The following is a 15,842-nucleotide window of genomic DNA, read 5'->3' as shown; positions in this document are numbered from 1 at the left end:
AGCGTCAGATGACGCCGAGGGTGAGGGCGAGTTGGGTGATCGTGCCGGGTGCGTCCGGAGCGCGGGCGGCCTGGGCGACGACCTTCCGGGCGGTCGGCCGGTGGCGTACTTCGGCCGGGGCGATGCTGTCGGCCTGGAGCAGGAGTCGGGCGGCGTTGGTGGGGTCGTCGGTCTGGAGGTGGGCGCGGGCGGTGTCGATGAGGTGGGCGGCGCGGTGTTCGACCGGCAGCCACCGCCACCCGTCCCGGCTGGTCGCCTTCTCGTGCCAGGCGACCGCCTCGCGTCCATTCCCCGAGGCGACGGCGGCGGCGGTCCGGGCCAGCTCGACGGCCGTCGGTCCGAACCCGGTGCGGTGGTGGTCGTGTCCGTCGCCCACCAGAGCGGCCATGTCGGCCGCGTCGTCCAGCAGCTCGCTCGTCGCCCGGTCGTCTCCGGCCCTCGCCGCCATCAACGCGGCCTGCACCAGCAGCGATCCGCACAGCGACAACTCATGCGGGTCACCGGCACCGAGGTCGGGCGGGGCGATCCGGTAGGCGGCGGCCAGCATCACCGACCTCGCGCCCGCCGTGCGCAACACCTGCCCGAGCTGCACCGCTGCGGCAGCCACCAACACCCGGTCACCGGTCGCGGCGGACATGGCCCGGTCGGCGGCCAGCCACGCGAGGCTCGCCTCGTCGAGCTTCACCAGCAGCGCCGCCGTCACCCGGTACGCCTCCACCACCGCCACCCGACCGGCCTGCGGATCCCGGACGTAGGCGTGTTGAACCTCGCCGAGCAGCCTCGGCAGCGCCTCGACCAGCTGCGGATACCGGGCATGCTGGTAGGTCGTCCACGCATGCCCGACCTCCCGTACCAACCGATCCACCGCCACCGCCGGCCGCGACACGACCGGACGGCCGCGTGTCATCTCGTACGCCGACAACGCCGCCCGGATCCGCGCCACACCCCGACTCCGCTCGGCAACCTCGGCGGGCTGAGCCTCACGCCCGAGCAGCGTCGCCGCATCGACCCCCAGCACGGCGGCGATGTCCCGGATGGTCGACACCCGCTCCAACCGCCGAACGCCACGCTCGATCTTGTCCACCCAACTCTTCGACTTGCCGAGACGATCCGCGAACGCCTGCTGCGACAACCTCCGTCGCACCCGCAGATACGCCACCCGCCGCCCGATCGGCACCGGATCACCGCTCACCACGCCACCGCCGATCCGGCACCGCCCGGGTCGTCTCCTCGACCGGGATCCGCTCCGCCTCCGCCTGCGCCAGAATCCGCTGCTTGGCGGCCTCCCGTTCCGCGTCTTCCACCTGCTCGCCTCGGCTCACCGCCGATTCGTCGCCATGACACTGCATACCTACCTCCGTCATGAGAAGCGGCGGCGGGCCCGCCGTCGCGTGCCAACCACAATGACGCCCAGGTGTCACCGCCCGCGACGACATGAAGTAGGGCAATACCGCCACACGCCTGACGACATTCTGGCGACATTCCGCTACGGTGGCGGTCATGACGGTCCCGAACACCGCACTGCGCGCCGTCCGTGCCGGGATGCGCATGAGCCAGGACGACTTCGCTCGCGCGCTCCAGGCTGCCGGCCATCGCGTCGGCGAGCCCAACGACGCCAACAAGAGACTCGTCCAGCGGTGGGAGTCCGGAGCGATCGCCGCGCCGCGACCCGTCTACGCCCGCGCGCTGGAGGTCGTCACCGGCCTACCCATCTCGTTACTTGGCTTCGCCACGGTGCCTGACGACCATGTCGCCGATGACCAGCACGGGGGTCACGACCTGACCTCTCCCATGTCCAGTCTGGTGACGCCGACGCCAACGTCCAGGCCGGCGACGGTTCACCGGTCGTACGAGGGCGTGTGGCTCAGCCGCTACCAGTACTACTCCAGCGGTCGGGGGGAGTCCTTCGCCGGACAGCACTTCATGGTGGTGCTTCAGCACGGCGACCGGCTCACGGCGCGTAGCCTGCCCGGCTCGGCGACCTCGTCCCTGTCTTTGGATCTCACCGTCGATGGTGCCGTTGTCACTGGCACGTGGGTGGAGCAGACCGACTCGGCCGGCTACTACCGAGGTGCCCGGTATCACGGCGCGATCCAACTCATGGCCGAGCCCACGGGTCGACGGATGGCCGGAAAGTGGGTCGGGTTCGGCAAGGACATGGATGTCAACACCGGCCCGTGGGAACTGGTTTTCCGGGATACCTCGACGTCCAAGTCGACGCTCGACCGGTACAACACGTACCCGGTGTAGCGGCTGGCCCGCGCGAGACGTGACGACAGGTCAAGGCCCCTCCACGGAGTGGCCTTGACCTGTCTGGTGTAGAGGATCGCAGCGCGGCAGCTGATCGCCCTCACGTCGATGGCGGTCGGTCGCGCCGGCGCTCGTCACGGCCTTGTGTGCTGCTCACGGCCATGCCGACGCCTGGCGCGATGCTCAAGGACCGAGCGGGAGGCCATGAGGGCCAACGCGGCCAGGAACAGCGCGGCGCCGATCCACCGGCTCGCAGTGTGCCAGGCGCTGGGCGTGACCTCCGTGAGGTTTCCCAGCCACAGGAGAACGTAGAAGCCCATGCATGCTGCCCCTGCGGCCCACAGCCGGGGGTGATGCACGGTCCGCCCGAACAGCCGGCCGGTTGGCGCGTGCCTGCTCTTGATGACCAGCCAGGCGGCCAACCCGATCAGGGCGACGGCGGCGCTGGCGAGCAGGATGTCCACGGCCACCAGGGCCGCGTCGTCGGTCGTCACGGGCGTCACCGTAGCGGCACCACGCTCATCGGACACATGCGATCGCTAGCGTGACCAGCGCACAGGCCCGCGAAGCCCCGAGCCGCGACAAGGCCATAGACGTAGATCAAAATGCTTCCTAGTATGGTCCCTGCCGTTGAGTGAGAACCCCTACAACCGCAAGGAGACAGACTTGATCAGGCATTCGCTCTCGATGGTCGCAGCGGCTGTTCTCGGTCTTGCCGCCGTGGCCGCACCCGCACAGGCAGCCCCGCCGCCGGCCCCGGTGGTGGCGCAGTCCGACCTCGGCGTCCAGGCCGCCCCCACGGGCTGCACGACGTCGGTGCAGTGGGTGCAGGAGGGCAACCACTACTACTACGGTCGGGGTAACGTGCAGTGCGCCACCGGCCGCTACAAGGTCAAGCTCCAGTGCCGCAACCTGCAGACGGGCGTAGGGTACGTCGTCTACGGCAGCTACGCGGTGAACGCGCCGAGCACGGCCACCAGGACCTGCTACACCGGTAACGTCGCCGAGGGCGTCTTCCCCGTCGAGGACCCGCTGCCCACGGTCGGCGTCACCGGTTGCGTCTCCTGGGCGGAGTGGGTCCACCAGGGCAGCAGCCACTACTACGGCCGCGGCACCGCCCAGTGCGACACCGGCACCTACCGGGTTCGGATCCAGTGCCACAACATGCAGACCGGCCAGCGCTACGTCGTCCACGGTCCGGCGAGGACCGCCCCCAGCATCTCCACCACCACCTGCTACCAGGGCAATGTCGCGGAGGTCGTGTCGGGCGTGCCGGCGTGACGACTTCCGTGGTCGCGCCGCCCCGCGACAACAACGCTGCCGGGCGGCACATCTAGTCAGTTCCCGAAGTCAGGTGCGGCGTGTCGGTGGTCGATGGACGGCGAGATCTCCGGTCAAGCATTCAGCTTGACCGCCTGGGATGTCAGCGTCGACGTCGCCACCGCGCGCCCACCGGCACGTCGTCGGCGCACGTCGGTGCCCGCCGCAGTCGCACGGCCGACACCAGATAGCCCACACCGAGCAGTCCGAACCCGGCGGCCAGCGCCACCCGCCAGTCCATCGGCTTCCCGATGACGATCAATGCCTGGAAGATGGCCATGGACAGCCAGAAGCCTCCCAGGATGTATCCCTGCCTCGGCGTGTGTGTGAGCTGCCACCACGGTTTCCTGGCCGGTGTCATGCCGGCGATCCTGCCACCGGAGCGGGACGGCAGCATCCCGAAGGCGCCGTGGGTGACGGCGACGGTGTGGGGCGCCCCCTGACGTCGCGGGCCGGGCCTTGTGGGAGTTTCGGCCGTACCTTAGTTTGTTTACGTTCCAGACGAACTCTCGTACCCCACCGTGCACGTCCTCTCGACACCGCCCTTCTCGCAGGGGAGACCGATGACCTTCCACCACTCCGACGCGAGGTCCTCGCGCCGTACCTTCCTCAGCCTCCTGGGCCTCGGGGCGGCCGCGGCCGCCGGCGGCCCGTTGCTCGCCGGCTGCTCCGAGAAGCCTTCCAGCAGCGGCGCCGCGCAGAACCTGGACGCCTTCGCCGACCTGCTGCCGACGCACCGGGACCTGGCCCAGAGCATCCGGCCCGACGTCATCGGCGTCCGCCCGGTGCCCGACGGCTACACCAGCTACCCCGCCAGCCTCGTCGATGCGATCACCGACAAGCCCGGCACCAGCGGCAAGGAGATCACCGCGATGACCCCCGCCTGGGGGCCGGCGCCGCCGGGAGTCGGCCAGAGCGCCTACCTCCAGGCCGTGAACGCGGAGCTGGGTACGCCGGTCAACTTCACCATCCAGGACGGCAACACCTACGCCGACAAGCTGAACGCGATGTTCGGCGCCCGGGACGTGCCCGACCTGCTCTGCGTGCCCGGCTGGGAGGTGGAGAAGATTCCGCGCTTCGCCGAGGCGATCGGGGTGCTGTTCGAAGATCTCACCGATCACCTCAAGGGCGACGCGATCAGCTCCTACCCGATGCTGGCGACGTTCCCGACCGGCTCCTGGCGCAACGCGATCTGGAACGGTCGCCTCGCCGCCGTGCCCAACCCCACCGACGGCCCTTTCCCCTGGGCCATGTTCACCCGCAAGGATCTGCTCGACGCGCGCGGCCTGGCCGCTCCGACCTCGCTCGACGAGCTGCTGACGATGGCCAGGGAGATCACCGACCCGGCCCGGAACGTGTGGGCGTTCAGCGACGTCTTCGCGATGATCCAGATGTACCACAAGGTGCCCGGTTCCAAGGGCGGCTGGCGCTTGAAGTCCGACGGGACGCCGGAGTTCAAGTACGAGACCCCGGAGTACCGGCAGGCGCTGGAGGTCATGACCAAGATCTACAAGGATGGTCTGGTCCACCCGGACCTCGTCGCCAGCAAGGGAGCGGACGCCACCCAGCTGTTCGCCAAGAGCGGCGCCATCGTCTTCAAGCAGGACGGCATCGGCTTCTGGCAGGGCGCCCAGGCCGAGCACCAGAAGATCAACCCCAAGTTGAACATCCAGCCGTTGCCGGTCTTCTCCGCCACCGGCGGCGACCCCCTCGTCTGGGGTGACGACGAGCCGATCTCCTACACCTTCGTCAAGAAGGGCGTCGGTAAGGAGCGGGTCGAGGAGCTGCTGCGCGTCATCAACTGGTGCTCCGCGCCCCTGGGCAGCCAGGAGGCGCAGCTGCGCGACTTCGGCGTCGCGGGCCAGCACCACACCATGACGCCCAACGGCCCGGTCAAGACCGAACTGGCGTTCAAGGAGATCGCCAACCAGTACTTCTTCATCAGCGGCCGCAACCCCACGGTCGGCCCCTTCCCGGACACCCCGAACTACGTCCAGGACGTGCTGACGTACTCCAACGCCATGGTCAAGTACCTGGAGAAGGACCCCTGGGACGGGGTGAAGCTGGAGATGCCGGCCGCGTACAAGGCCAACCAGGTGCCGACGGAGGACAAGTTCACCGACGTCCTGCGGGGTCGCCGGCCGCTGTCCGACGTCGACGGCATCGTGCAGGAGTGGAAGGCCAACGGGGGAGAGGAGGCGAGGAAGCTGCTCGCCGATTCCCTGCCCAAGGCTGGACGATGACCACACGCAAGGCAACCGCCGAGGTCGGGCCCGAACGGGCCCGACCCGGCGGGTCGTCCCCGCCCGAGGCGACCGCCCGTCCCGCCGCGCGTCGCCGGCGACTGCCACTGCGGACCCGGCTGCGGCGCGACTGGCAGCTGCTGGCCATGGTGGCCCCGGGCTTCCTCATCCTGCTGGTCTTCAGCTACGTGCCGATCCTCGGCAACGTCATCGCCTTCCAGGACTACAACCCGTACCTCGGGAACAATCCGCTGGAGGCGTTCGTCCACAGCGAATGGATCGGCTTCGGTCAGTTCCAGCTCCTGTTCGAGGACCCGGCGTTCTGGGACGCGTTCCGCAACACCCTCGCGATCACCGCGTTCCAGCTCGTGTTCTTCTTCCCGCTGCCGATCTTCCTGGCGATCATGCTGCACAACCTGCTCTCCAGCCGGCTGCGCGGCTTCGTCCAGACCGTGGTCTACCTGCCGCACTTCTTCAGCTGGGTGCTGGTGGTCAGCTTCTTCGTCGCCATGCTCGGCGGGGCGGGCCTGCTGGCGCAGACCATGCGCGAGGCGGGGCTGGAACCGTGGAACATCATGACCAACCCCGACACCTTCATCATCCTGGTGACCGTCGAGGCGGTGTGGAAGGACGTCGGCTGGGGCACCATCGTCTTCCTCGCCGCGCTGTCCACGATCGACCAGAGCCTCTACGAGGCGGCGGCGGCCGACGGCGCCGGACGGTGGCGGCGGCTGTGGCACATCACCCTGCCCGGCCTGCGCCCCGTGATCGTGCTCCTGCTCATCCTCCGGCTGGGTGACGCCCTCTCCGTCGGCTTCGAGCAGTTCCTCCTGCAACGCGACGCCGTGGGCAGGCAGGCCTCGGAGGTGCTCGACACCTTCGTCTACCACTTCTCCATCGCCACCGGGAACTACGGCTACGGCGCCGCCGCCGGCCTGTTCAAGGCCGCGATCGGGCTCTGCCTGATCCTGGCCGCCAACAAGATCGCACACAAGCTCGGCGAACGAGGGATCTACTCGCGATCATGACCGACACCGTCGTCCGCAAGCCGCGCCGGGGGCACCAGCGCCGCCCCGTCTGGGAGGAGCAGCCGACCCCGGTCGGCCAGGCCCTCAAGGCGACCCTGCTCACCCTGCTGGTGCTCGGGGTGCTGTTCCCGCTCTGGGTGATCCTGGTGACCAGCCTGTCGTCCCGCGAGACGATCGCCCGGGCCGGCGGCCTGGTGGTCATCCCCAGGGGCATCGACACGTCAGCGTACGAGACGATCTTCGCCGGCGGCGCCGTCACCCGGGCGCTGTGGATCAGCACGCTGGTCACCGTCATCGGCACCGCCGTGGCACTGACCGTGACCGTGCTGGCCGCGTACGGCCTGTCCCAACCCCGCTCGCTCGGCTACCGGTGGCTGCTCGCGTACTTCCTGCTGCCCTTCCTGATCTATCCACCGCTGGTGCCCAAGTATCTCGTAGTGACCGGGCTCGGGCTCAAGGACACCATCTGGGCGCTGGTCCTGCCGCCCGCGATCAGCGTGTTCAACCTGGTCGTCGTGCGCGGCTTCTTCCAGGGCGTCCCGCAGGAACTGCTCGACAGCGCCCGCATCGACGGCGCCAGCGACTTCCGCACCCTGGCCCGCATCGTCCTGCCGCTGTCCCGGGCGGTGGTCGCCGTCGTGGGGCTGTTCTACGCGGTCAGCTACTGGAACGTGTGGTTCGACGCGCTGCTGTTCATCGACCGCAACGACATGTACCCGATCCAGCGGGTGTTGCAGAGCTACCTGCTGGCCGGGCAGGCACCGCACACCTCCGGCGGGACCACCGGGGTGACCATGCCGCCCACCGAGGCGATCAAGATGGCGGTGGTCGTCCTCACCGTTGCGCCCATCGTCGCCGTCTACCCCTTCATCCAGCGGCACTTCATCCGGGGCGTGCTGATCGGTGCCGTCAAGGGCTGAGCCCCCGACCCGGTCGCTCCACCGGCCGGACGCGTAACCTGTGAGTTACACTTCCGGTGTGGACGACGTCACTGTCGCGATCGCCGACCCGGCGCGGCGGCACATCCTGGAAATGCTGCGGGGCCAGCGACTGGCCGCCGGTGAGATCGCCGACCGGTTCGACATCAGCCGGCCCGCGGTCAGCCGACACCTGCGCGTCCTGCGCGACAGCGGACTGGTCAGGGTCACCCTGGTCGGTCGCCGTCGGCTGTACGAGCTCGACCCGTCCCGGCTCACCGACCTGAGCCGTTGGCTGGCCTGGCTCACCGGGAGCGACGGTTGGCAACGCCGGTTCGACGCCCTGGAGACCGAGGTCCACCGGGCCCGCCGCGACCGCCGCCGGGGCGACGCGGAAACCCTGCGAAGGGAGCAGACAGCATGATCGGCACACCGAGCGGACGCCTGTTCGGCGCCGGCGACGGCACGGACCTCGTCCTGACCCGCACGTTCCGCGCCCCCGTCGAGGACGTCTGGGCCGGCATCACCGAACCCGAGCGCTCGGCGCGCTGGTTCGGCCCGTGGGAAGGCGACGCGGCCCCCGGCCGGACCATTCGCGTCCAGATGGCGTACGAGGAGGGCACGCCCTGGTGCGAGATGCGCGTCGACGTGTGCGAACCACCGCGTCGGCTGGCGCTGACCATGCGCGACGATGCCGGCACCTGGCGGACGGAGCTGCTGCTGACCCCACGGGGCGACCGCACCGAGCTGCGGTTCGTCCACCACCTCGACAGCGTCGACGGCATCGGCGAGGTCGGCCCGGGGTGGGAGTACTACCTCGACCGCCTGGTGGCCGCCCACGCGGGTGCGGCAGCACCGTCCTTCGACGCGTACTACCCGGCGATGAAACCCTACTTCGAGCAGCTGCGGGCCCCCTCCCGGTGACCCGGGCCCGTTCCGTCAGTGCGTCGCGACGGCGACGACGGGCACCTCCGGCGCGGCGAGCCGCGCCGGCCGCACCACGAGGTGCAGCACGACCTGCGCCGCCACCATGCAACCGGCCACCACCAGGGCCATCGCCGCCGCACCGGTGCCGAGCACACCCACCAGCGGTGCCGCGAGAGCGCCGATGCCGAACTGCGCCGCGCCGAGCAGCGCCGACGCCGTGCCGGCCGCCTCCCCGTGCCCGGCCAGGGCCAGGGCCGGGGCGTTCGGTATCGCCAGGCCCGCCGCCGCGAGCACCACCCACAGCGACGCCAGCACGGCGGGCAGCCCGCCGATGCCGGTCGCGGCGAAACCGAGCAGCGCCAGGCCGGCACCTGTTCCCACGGCCAGGGCAGTGACCAGGATCCGCTGCGGAGAATGACGGCGCAGCAACCGCACGTTGCCCTGGGTGGCGGCGATCAGCCCGAACGCGCCCGCACCGAAGGCCAACCCGAACTCCTGCTCGTCCAGGCCGTACTGCTCCTGGAGGACGAACGACGAACCGGCGACGTAGGCGAACAGCGCGGCCATGGCCAACCCGGCGACCAGCACCAGCCCGACGAAGGTGCGGTCCCGCAGCAGCAGGCCGTACAGCCCGACGGTGGGGCGGAGCCCACCACGGCGCCGACGCTCCGGCGGCAGCGTCTCCCGCAGGCCGAACCCGGCGACCAGCACCAGCAGGACACCGAGCACCGCCAACGCCACGAACACGCCACGCCACTGCGTCCACCGCAGCACCGCGCTGCCGAGCGTCGGTGCCAGAATCGGAGCCACGCCCATCACCAGCAGCAGCCGGGAGAGCAACCGGGCGAACGCCGCGCCGCTGAACAGGTCGCGGATCACCGCCATGGCGATCACGGCGGCGGCTGCCGCCCCGAGGCCCTGCACCACCCGCAGCACGCCGAGCGTCGCCACGTTGGGCGCGACGGCGCAGCCCACCGACGCCAGCACGTGCAGCGCGGTGCCCGCGATCAGTGGCCTCCGCCGGCCCACGGCGTCGGACAGCGGACCGATCAGCAACTGCCCGACGGCCATTCCGACCAGCGTGCCGGTGAGGGTCAGCTGGACGGCCGCGGAGGTGGTGCCGAAGCCGTCGACGATCGCGGGCAACGCCGGCAGGTACATGTCGATGGTCAGCGGACCGACCGCGATCAGCGAACCGAGGACGAGCACGAGTCGCAGGCGCTGCCGGCCGGTCATCAGGTCACCCGGCATCGGTTCGGCCGCCCGGGACGCGACGGCGGCGCTCATCGGCACGCCCGGAACGAACCCGAACGGGTGAACGGCGGTGCGACAGTCATACCTGGCTCCAACTTCCGCAAGGGGCGAGGTGATTCCCGCTCCACCCACAGGTAACGCATCTCACCGCCGAAGGTCTCCGGTCACCGGCCGGCCGGCTCAACCTCTGTCGATCCGGGACACGTTACGGATCTTGTTGACGGCGTCCAGGGCGGCCACCTTGTACGCCTCCGCCAGGGTCGGGTAGTTGAAGACGGCGTCGACCAGGTAGTCGACCGTGCCGCCGCAGCCCATCACCGCCTGCCCGATGTGGACGATCTCGGTGGCGCCGGTGCCGAACACGTGCACGCCGAGCAGCCGGCCGTCCGTCGGCGAGACGAGCAGCTTCAACATGCCGTACGAGTCACCCACGATCTGCCCCCGGGCCAGCTCGCGGTAGCGGGCCACCCCCACCTCGAACGGCGTCGAACTGTCGGTCAGCTCGTCCTCGGTCCGGCCGACGAAACTGATCTCCGGGATCGTGTAGATGCCGATCGGCTGCAACTCCGGCATCGCGCGGGCCGGCTCGCCGCAGGCGTGCTGCGCCGCCAGCCGGCCCTGCTCCATCGACGTGGACGCCAACGCGGGGAAGCCGATCACGTCACCGACGGCGTAGATGTTGGGCACGGCGGTGCGGTAGTCGCCGTCGACGGCGATCCGGCCCCGCCGGTCCGCCTCCAGCCCGGCCGCCTCCAGCCCGAGGCCGTCGGTCTGCCCCTGACGCCCGGCCGAGTACATCACGGTGTCCGCGACGATCTTCTTACCGCTGCGGAGCACGCACAGCGCGGCGTCGCCGTGCTTCTCGACCGCGGCGACCTCCTCGCCGAACCGGAACGTCACCGACAGGTCGCGCAGGTGGTACTTCAACGACTCGACGATCTCCTCGTCGCAGAAGTCGAGCATCCGGTCACGGCGCTCCACCACCGTCACCTTCGTGCCGAGCGCGGCGAACAGGGACGCGTACTCCATGCCGATGACCCCGGCACCGACCACCACCATGCTGCGGGGGACGGCCTGCAGGTTGATGACCCCGTCGGAGTCGACGATCGTCCGGTCGTCGAAGTCGACGCTGTCCGGGCGGGCCGGCCGGGTGCCCGCGGCGATGACGGCCTTGTCGAAGGTGACCCGCTGCTCGCGGCCGGAGCCCGCGTCCACCCACACGGCGTTCGCGTCGGCGAACCGGCCGGTGCCGGTGATCATGGTGATCCGGTTGCGGGCCAACTGGTTGCGGATCACGTCGGTCTGCCGGCTGATCACGTGTTGCGTCCGGGCGGCCAGATCGCCGACCGTGATCTCCTCCTTGACCCGGTAGCTGCTGCCGTACAGGTCCCGCTGGCTCAGGCCCGTCAGGTAGAGCACGGCCTCCCGCAGCGTCTTGGACGGCACGGTGCCGGTGTTGATACACACCCCGCCGATCATGTCGCGGCGGTCCACGATGCCGACCCGCCGGCCGAGTTTGGCGGCGGCGATCGCGGCCTTCTGACCGCTGGGCCCGGAGCCCAGCACCAACACGTCGTAGTCGTACACGACCGCCAGCCTCGCAAGATCTCGCGCCCGACGCCAGCCGGGGCCGGCGCGGGCAGGCGGCGCCCCGCCGCCCGGGACGGCCACCGGAACCTTGGCCACCCGGCCTGACCTGCGGCGTGCGTCCCCGGTGCAGGATGGGCAGGTGAACATCGAGCCCGTCGACGCGGCACCCGGTCAGGGGTTCCACCGCGCGGTCCTGCGGCAGCGCTGGGAGCATCTCACCTTCCTGCACTGGGCGGTCGCCCCGGAGGTCGTCGCGCCGCTGCTGCCTCCCGGTACCCGCCCGGACACCCTCGACGGGGTCAGTCACGTCGGCCTGATCGGCTTCCGGATGGTCGGGCTGGGGTTCGGCCTCGGGCCGGCGGTGCCCTACTTCGGCAGCTTCTGGGAGACCAACGTCCGGCTCTACTCCGTCGACGACACCGGCCGGCGTGCGGTGGTGTTCCGGTCGCTCGACGCGTCCCGCCTGATCCCGGTGCTGGTCGCCCGGGCGACCCTGCGACTGCCGTACCTGTGGTCGAGGATGCGGCTGGACCGCGACGGTGACCGGCTCACCTACCGGTGCCGGCGTCGCTGGCCCGGCCCCGTCGGGGCGGCGAGCCGGATGACGGTACGGGTCGGCGGGCCCATCGCCGACCCGACCCCGCTGGAACACTTCGTCACCGCCCGCTGGGGCCTGCACACCCGGGCGTACGGGCGGACGCTGCACCTGCCGAACTGGCATCCCCGCTGGCCGTTGCACCGGGCCGAGCTGCTGCACCTCGACGACGAACTGGTCGCCGCCGCCGGGCTGCCGCCGCCGGCCGGCGCGCCGGCCAGCGTGCTCTACGCGCCCGGCGTCCCGGTCCGGTTCGGCCCGCCGGTCGCCCTGCGCTGACCGGGCGCGACGAGGGCCGCCCCCGCCTCGGCGGTGGACGGCCCTCGACCGGAACGGCGCGGATCAGGCGATCGCCGCGGGGAACCTCTCCCACACCCGGTGGGCGGCCATCAACTGCTGCACGGCGGTGAGGGTCTCGGTGCCCGACCCACCCGTGACGACACCGGGAGAGTCGACCAGACCGGCCTGCCGCAGCACGTCGGCGCCGGCGCCCCACGCGCCGATCGCCTTGGCGTGCCGCCAGCACTCCTCCACCAGCAACAGCACGCGCGGGTCGACGGCCGCCGGGCCCGCCGCGCCGGCCTTGGCGTCGCGGGCCGGCAGCGCATCCGGCGCGGGCGCCGGCGCCGCGGCCAGCAGGACGGCGTCCAGCTCGACCGACCGCCCGGTGGCGAACGTCCGCTGCACCGTCAGGCCACCGATCGTCCCGCCGTGCGGGGCGATCAGCAGCGGCACCATGCCGGCGGCGAACACCGCGTGACGCACCTGGTGCACGTCGTCGAGGTCACCGTCGGGGTCGACCACGATCCCCACCATCCGGCCGTCGGCCGGCCACTGCCGACCCACCTGCGACAGCGCGGGGCTGGGCGTGGCCTCCCCGAGCGGCACGGTCGGCTGCGGTGCGGGCAGCCCCAGGCCGGTGGCGACCTGGGCGCACAGCACCGGGTCGATGTTGGCCAGGCACTGTAGCTGCCGCTCCCTGATCGCCTGGTGGTAGCACTTGCCGAGCTCGAAGGTGTACGCGCGCACGATGTGTTCCTTCTCGACCGGCGACATGCTCAGCCAGAACAGCCGCGCCTGACTGAAGTGGTCGTCGAAGGTGGCCGGGTTCGCGCGCACCTTCGGCGCCTCGGTCACCCGCACGGGCACGTCGACGAACGCGTCGTCGGCGTCGCCGGCGGGGAAGGGGTTGCCGCCGTCGAGCGAGTTCGGCCGGTACGGCGCCACCCCGGCGTGGACGGCGTGCTGGTGGAAGCCGTCCCGCAGCATGTCGTTGACCGGGGCGTGCGGGCGGTTGACCGGGATCTGGGAGAAGTTCGGCCCGCCCAGCCGGGTGAGCTGGGTGTCCACGTACGAGAACAGCCGGCCCTGCAACAGTGGGTCGTTCGTGACGTCGATGCCCGGCGGCAGGTGACCGACGTGGAAGGCGACCTGCTCGGACTCGGCGAAGAAGTTCGTCGGCGTGCGGTTGAGCACCAGCTTTCCGACGGGCTGCACCGGGGCCAGTTCCTCCGGCACGATCTTCGTCGGGTCGAGCAGGTCGATGCCGGCGAAGGTCTCCTCGGGGGTGTCGGGGAACACCTGGATGCCCAGCTCCCACTCCGGGTACGCGCCGGCCTCGATGGCGTCGTACAGGTCGCGGCGGTGGAAGTCCGGGTCCACGCCGGCCAGCATCTGCGCCTCCTCCCAGGTCAGGGAGTGCACGCCCAGCTTCGGCTTCCAGTGGAACTTGGCCAACGCCGTCTCACCGGCGGCGTTCACCAGCCGGAAGGTGTGGACGCCGAAGCCCTCCATCGTCCGGTACGAGCGCGGGATGCCCCGGTCGGACATGTTCCATATCGTGTGGTGCTGCGCCTCCGTGTGCAGGGAGACGAAGTCCCAGAAGGTGTCGTGCGCGCTCTGCGCCTGCGGGATCTCCCGGTCGGGGTGCGGCTTGCCGGCGTGGATGATGTCGGGGAACTTGATGGCGTCCTGGATGAAGAACACCGGCATGTTGTTGCCGACCAGGTCGAACGTGCCCTCGTCGGTGTAGAACTTGGTCGCGAAACCGCGGGTGTCGCGCACCGTGTCGGCCGATCCGCGTGAGCCGAGGACGGTGGAGAACCGGACGAAGACCTCCGTCTCCCTGCCCTTGCCCAGGAACCCCGCCCGGGTGACCTCCTCGGCGGTGCCGTAACCGGTGAACAGGCCGTGGGCGCCGGCACCCCGGGCGTGGACCACCCGCTCGGGGATGCGCTCGTGGTCGAAGTGGGTGATCTTCTCGCGCAGGTGGTGGTCCTGCAACAGCACCGGACCGCGCGGCCCCGCCTTCAGCGAGTGGTCCGTGTCGCGCAGCCTCGCCCCCTGCGCGGTCGTCAGGAAGGCGCCCTGCTGCCCCATGGCGGTGGCCGGCGCGCCGGTCTCCACGCCGGTGGGCGTGCGGGTCTGCGGGGCCCCCTGCTCCGGCTTCGGCGGCAACGGGTCGTGCGGCGTCGTCGGCTCCTCGACGCTGGGCGGCGCGCTGCCCGGCGCACCGGGCACGTCGGGGGTGAGGGCGTCGGTGACCTTCTCCACGACGTCCTTGACTGCCTTGGCGGGTGTGCGGGAATCCATCTGGGCGAGTTCCTCCGTGGACGGCTACGAGCGGGGTCCTCGTGGCCGTACCCTCAGCCCTTGTCGGCAAACTCCCCGGATGCCCGATGTGCGGTGACTAGCCCGGGTGGCCGCTCCTCACCTTGCCGAGGTGGGCACGCGCCCGCCGGCGGTGGCGACGCTGCGGTGCCGGGCGGCGACGAACCCGAACACCGCGGCGGTGAAGAACATCAGTGTGCCGTAGATGGCCGGGGGCATCCCGATGTCGCTGTTGTTCAGCAGGGCCGGGCTGAGCGCGATGGTGATGGCCAGGGTGGCGTTGTGGATGCCGATCTCGAACGACGAGGCCACGGCCTCGGGGTGCCCGACGCGCAGCAGGCGCGGCACGGCGTACCCGACGGCCAGGCTGGCGAGGTTGAACACCAGGGCGACCAGACCCACCGCACCCACCGTGGCGGCGATTTCACCCCGGATGCCGAGCACGGCGCCGGTGAGGACCACGACGAGGACGACGACGGAGACGATCTTCACGGGTCGCTGCATGCGTGCGGCGAAGGCGGGCCGCCGCCGGCGCACGGTCATGCCGACCGCGATGGGGACGAGCACGAGGGCGAACACCTGGATCACCTTGTCGACCGGCAGCCCGATGGAGCTGTCCGAGCCGATGAACGCGGCGACGGACAGGTTCACGATCAGGGGCAGGGTGAACAGGGCCAGCACCGAGTTGATGGCGGTCAGGGTCAGGTTGAGCGCGACGTTGCCCTTGAACAGGTGGCTGTAGAGGCTGGCCGTGCTGCCACCGGGGGAGGCGGCCAGCAGCATCATCCCGACGGCCAGTTCGGCCCGCAGGTCGGCGACCAGGACCAGCCCCAGGCAGATGGCCGGCAGGACCAGCATCTGGCAGACCAGCGACACGACGACGGCCCGGGGGTAGGCCAGGACGCGGCGGAAGTCGTCCACCGTCAGGGTGAGCCCGAGGCCGAGCATGACGATGCCCAGCGCGACGGGGAACAACACGATCGACAGACCGGAGCTCATGGCGGTGGACCTCCTGATCACGGCACGCCGGGACCATGGGATCGTCACACCGGTGGGGTGCCCGCCACACCTCGCGGCGTGCGGTGTCAGGGCCAACGGCCGGCGGCAG

Annotated in this window: 16 protein-coding genes; 8 read left to right on the top strand and 8 right to left on the bottom strand. The window is 70.7% G+C overall.

Annotation, left to right across the window (positions count from 1 at the left end; genetic code table 11):
- Positions 1–4: 4 nt before the first annotated feature.
- Positions 5–1,192, bottom strand: a complete 1,188-nt coding sequence (locus tag GA0070616_RS01335; protein ID WP_245712606.1) for a helix-turn-helix domain-containing protein — start codon at positions 1,190–1,192, stop codon at positions 5–7.
- The gene (locus GA0070616_RS27900; protein ID WP_175439931.1) at positions 1,182–1,322 is read right to left on the bottom strand and encodes a hypothetical protein; all 141 of its coding nucleotides are present in this window, start codon (positions 1,320–1,322) and stop codon (positions 1,182–1,184) included. The genes GA0070616_RS01335 and GA0070616_RS27900 overlap by 11 nt, the downstream gene beginning before the upstream one ends.
- 169 nt (positions 1,323–1,491) lie before the next feature.
- On the opposite strand from GA0070616_RS27900, the gene GA0070616_RS01325 reads away from it, so the two are divergent.
- Positions 1,492–2,250, top strand: coding sequence for a helix-turn-helix domain-containing protein (locus GA0070616_RS01325; RefSeq protein ID WP_091075040.1), 759 nt, complete (start codon positions 1,492–1,494; stop codon positions 2,248–2,250).
- 134 nt (positions 2,251–2,384) lie between these two features.
- Here the strand turns inward: GA0070616_RS01325 and GA0070616_RS01320 are convergent, their stop codons facing one another.
- Positions 2,385–2,744 (bottom strand): hypothetical protein, encoded by a 360-nt coding sequence (locus tag GA0070616_RS01320; protein ID WP_091075038.1) that lies wholly within the window; start codon positions 2,742–2,744, stop codon positions 2,385–2,387.
- A gap of 136 nt (positions 2,745–2,880) precedes the next feature.
- Between GA0070616_RS01320 and GA0070616_RS01315 the strand changes: the two genes are divergently transcribed.
- Positions 2,881–3,531 carry a hypothetical protein gene (locus GA0070616_RS01315; RefSeq protein WP_139128821.1) on the top strand — a complete coding sequence of 217 codons (651 nt, stop codon included), beginning with the start codon at positions 2,881–2,883 and terminating at the stop codon, positions 3,529–3,531.
- Positions 3,532–3,673: 142 nt separating this feature from the next.
- Here GA0070616_RS01315 and GA0070616_RS27430 read toward each other — a convergent pair whose 3' ends face one another.
- Positions 3,674–3,931, bottom strand: coding sequence for a hypothetical protein (locus GA0070616_RS27430; RefSeq protein WP_139128820.1), 258 nt, complete (start codon positions 3,929–3,931; stop codon positions 3,674–3,676).
- Positions 3,932–4,133: 202 nt separating this feature from the next.
- On the opposite strand from GA0070616_RS27430, the gene GA0070616_RS01310 reads away from it, so the two are divergent.
- The 5 genes from GA0070616_RS01310 to GA0070616_RS01290 are packed head-to-tail and all read left to right on the top strand — an operon-like array spanning position 4,134 to position 8,682.
- Positions 4,134–5,813, top strand: coding sequence for an extracellular solute-binding protein (locus tag GA0070616_RS01310; RefSeq protein ID WP_091075034.1), 1,680 nt, complete (start codon positions 4,134–4,136; stop codon positions 5,811–5,813).
- On the top strand, positions 5,810–6,841 hold the full coding sequence (locus GA0070616_RS01305) for an ABC transporter permease (protein ID WP_091075032.1): 1,032 nt from the start codon (positions 5,810–5,812) through the stop codon (positions 6,839–6,841). Before GA0070616_RS01310 ends, GA0070616_RS01305 begins: the two co-directional genes overlap by 4 nt.
- The gene (locus GA0070616_RS01300; protein WP_091075030.1) at positions 6,838–7,761 is read left to right on the top strand and encodes a carbohydrate ABC transporter permease; all 924 of its coding nucleotides are present in this window, start codon (positions 6,838–6,840) and stop codon (positions 7,759–7,761) included. The genes GA0070616_RS01305 and GA0070616_RS01300 overlap by 4 nt, the downstream gene beginning before the upstream one ends.
- Before the next feature lie 58 nt (positions 7,762–7,819).
- On the top strand, positions 7,820–8,182 hold the full coding sequence (locus GA0070616_RS01295; RefSeq protein ID WP_091075029.1) for a metalloregulator ArsR/SmtB family transcription factor: 363 nt from the start codon (positions 7,820–7,822) through the stop codon (positions 8,180–8,182).
- Complete coding sequence (locus GA0070616_RS01290) at positions 8,179–8,682, top strand: SRPBCC family protein (RefSeq protein ID WP_091075027.1); 504 nt, start codon at positions 8,179–8,181, stop codon at positions 8,680–8,682. Before GA0070616_RS01295 ends, GA0070616_RS01290 begins: the two co-directional genes overlap by 4 nt.
- Before the next feature lie 15 nt (positions 8,683–8,697).
- Here the strand turns inward: GA0070616_RS01290 and GA0070616_RS01285 are convergent, their stop codons facing one another.
- Entirely contained in the window at positions 8,698–9,936 is a 1,239-nt protein-coding gene (locus GA0070616_RS01285) for a multidrug effflux MFS transporter (protein ID WP_425412976.1), read from the bottom strand.
- A 183-nt stretch (positions 9,937–10,119) separates the two neighbouring features.
- Positions 10,120–11,526 carry a Si-specific NAD(P)(+) transhydrogenase gene (gene sthA, locus GA0070616_RS01280; protein ID WP_091075025.1) on the bottom strand — a complete coding sequence of 469 codons (1,407 nt, stop codon included), beginning with the start codon at positions 11,524–11,526 and terminating at the stop codon, positions 10,120–10,122.
- 142 nt (positions 11,527–11,668) lie between these two features.
- Here sthA and GA0070616_RS01275 point away from each other — a divergent pair, with 142 nt between their 5' ends.
- Entirely contained in the window at positions 11,669–12,403 is a 735-nt protein-coding gene (locus tag GA0070616_RS01275) for a YqjF family protein (RefSeq protein WP_091075023.1), read from the top strand.
- A gap of 63 nt (positions 12,404–12,466) precedes the next feature.
- Here GA0070616_RS01275 and GA0070616_RS01270 read toward each other — a convergent pair whose 3' ends face one another.
- Both GA0070616_RS01270 and GA0070616_RS01265 read right to left on the bottom strand, forming a co-directional pair.
- Positions 12,467–14,716 (bottom strand): catalase, encoded by a 2,250-nt coding sequence (locus GA0070616_RS01270; RefSeq protein WP_091075021.1) that lies wholly within the window; start codon positions 14,714–14,716, stop codon positions 12,467–12,469.
- Between the two features lie 117 nt (positions 14,717–14,833).
- The gene (locus tag GA0070616_RS01265) at positions 14,834–15,733 is read right to left on the bottom strand and encodes a bile acid:sodium symporter family protein (protein ID WP_091075019.1); all 900 of its coding nucleotides are present in this window, start codon (positions 15,731–15,733) and stop codon (positions 14,834–14,836) included.
- Between the last annotated feature and the right edge of the window lie 109 nt (positions 15,734–15,842).

The organism is Micromonospora nigra (assembly GCF_900091585.1).
Lineage (GTDB): Bacteria > Actinomycetota > Actinomycetes > Mycobacteriales > Micromonosporaceae > Micromonospora > Micromonospora nigra.
Note: the sequence above shows the minus strand (reverse complement) of the source record. Positions and strands in the feature narration are given on the sequence as shown.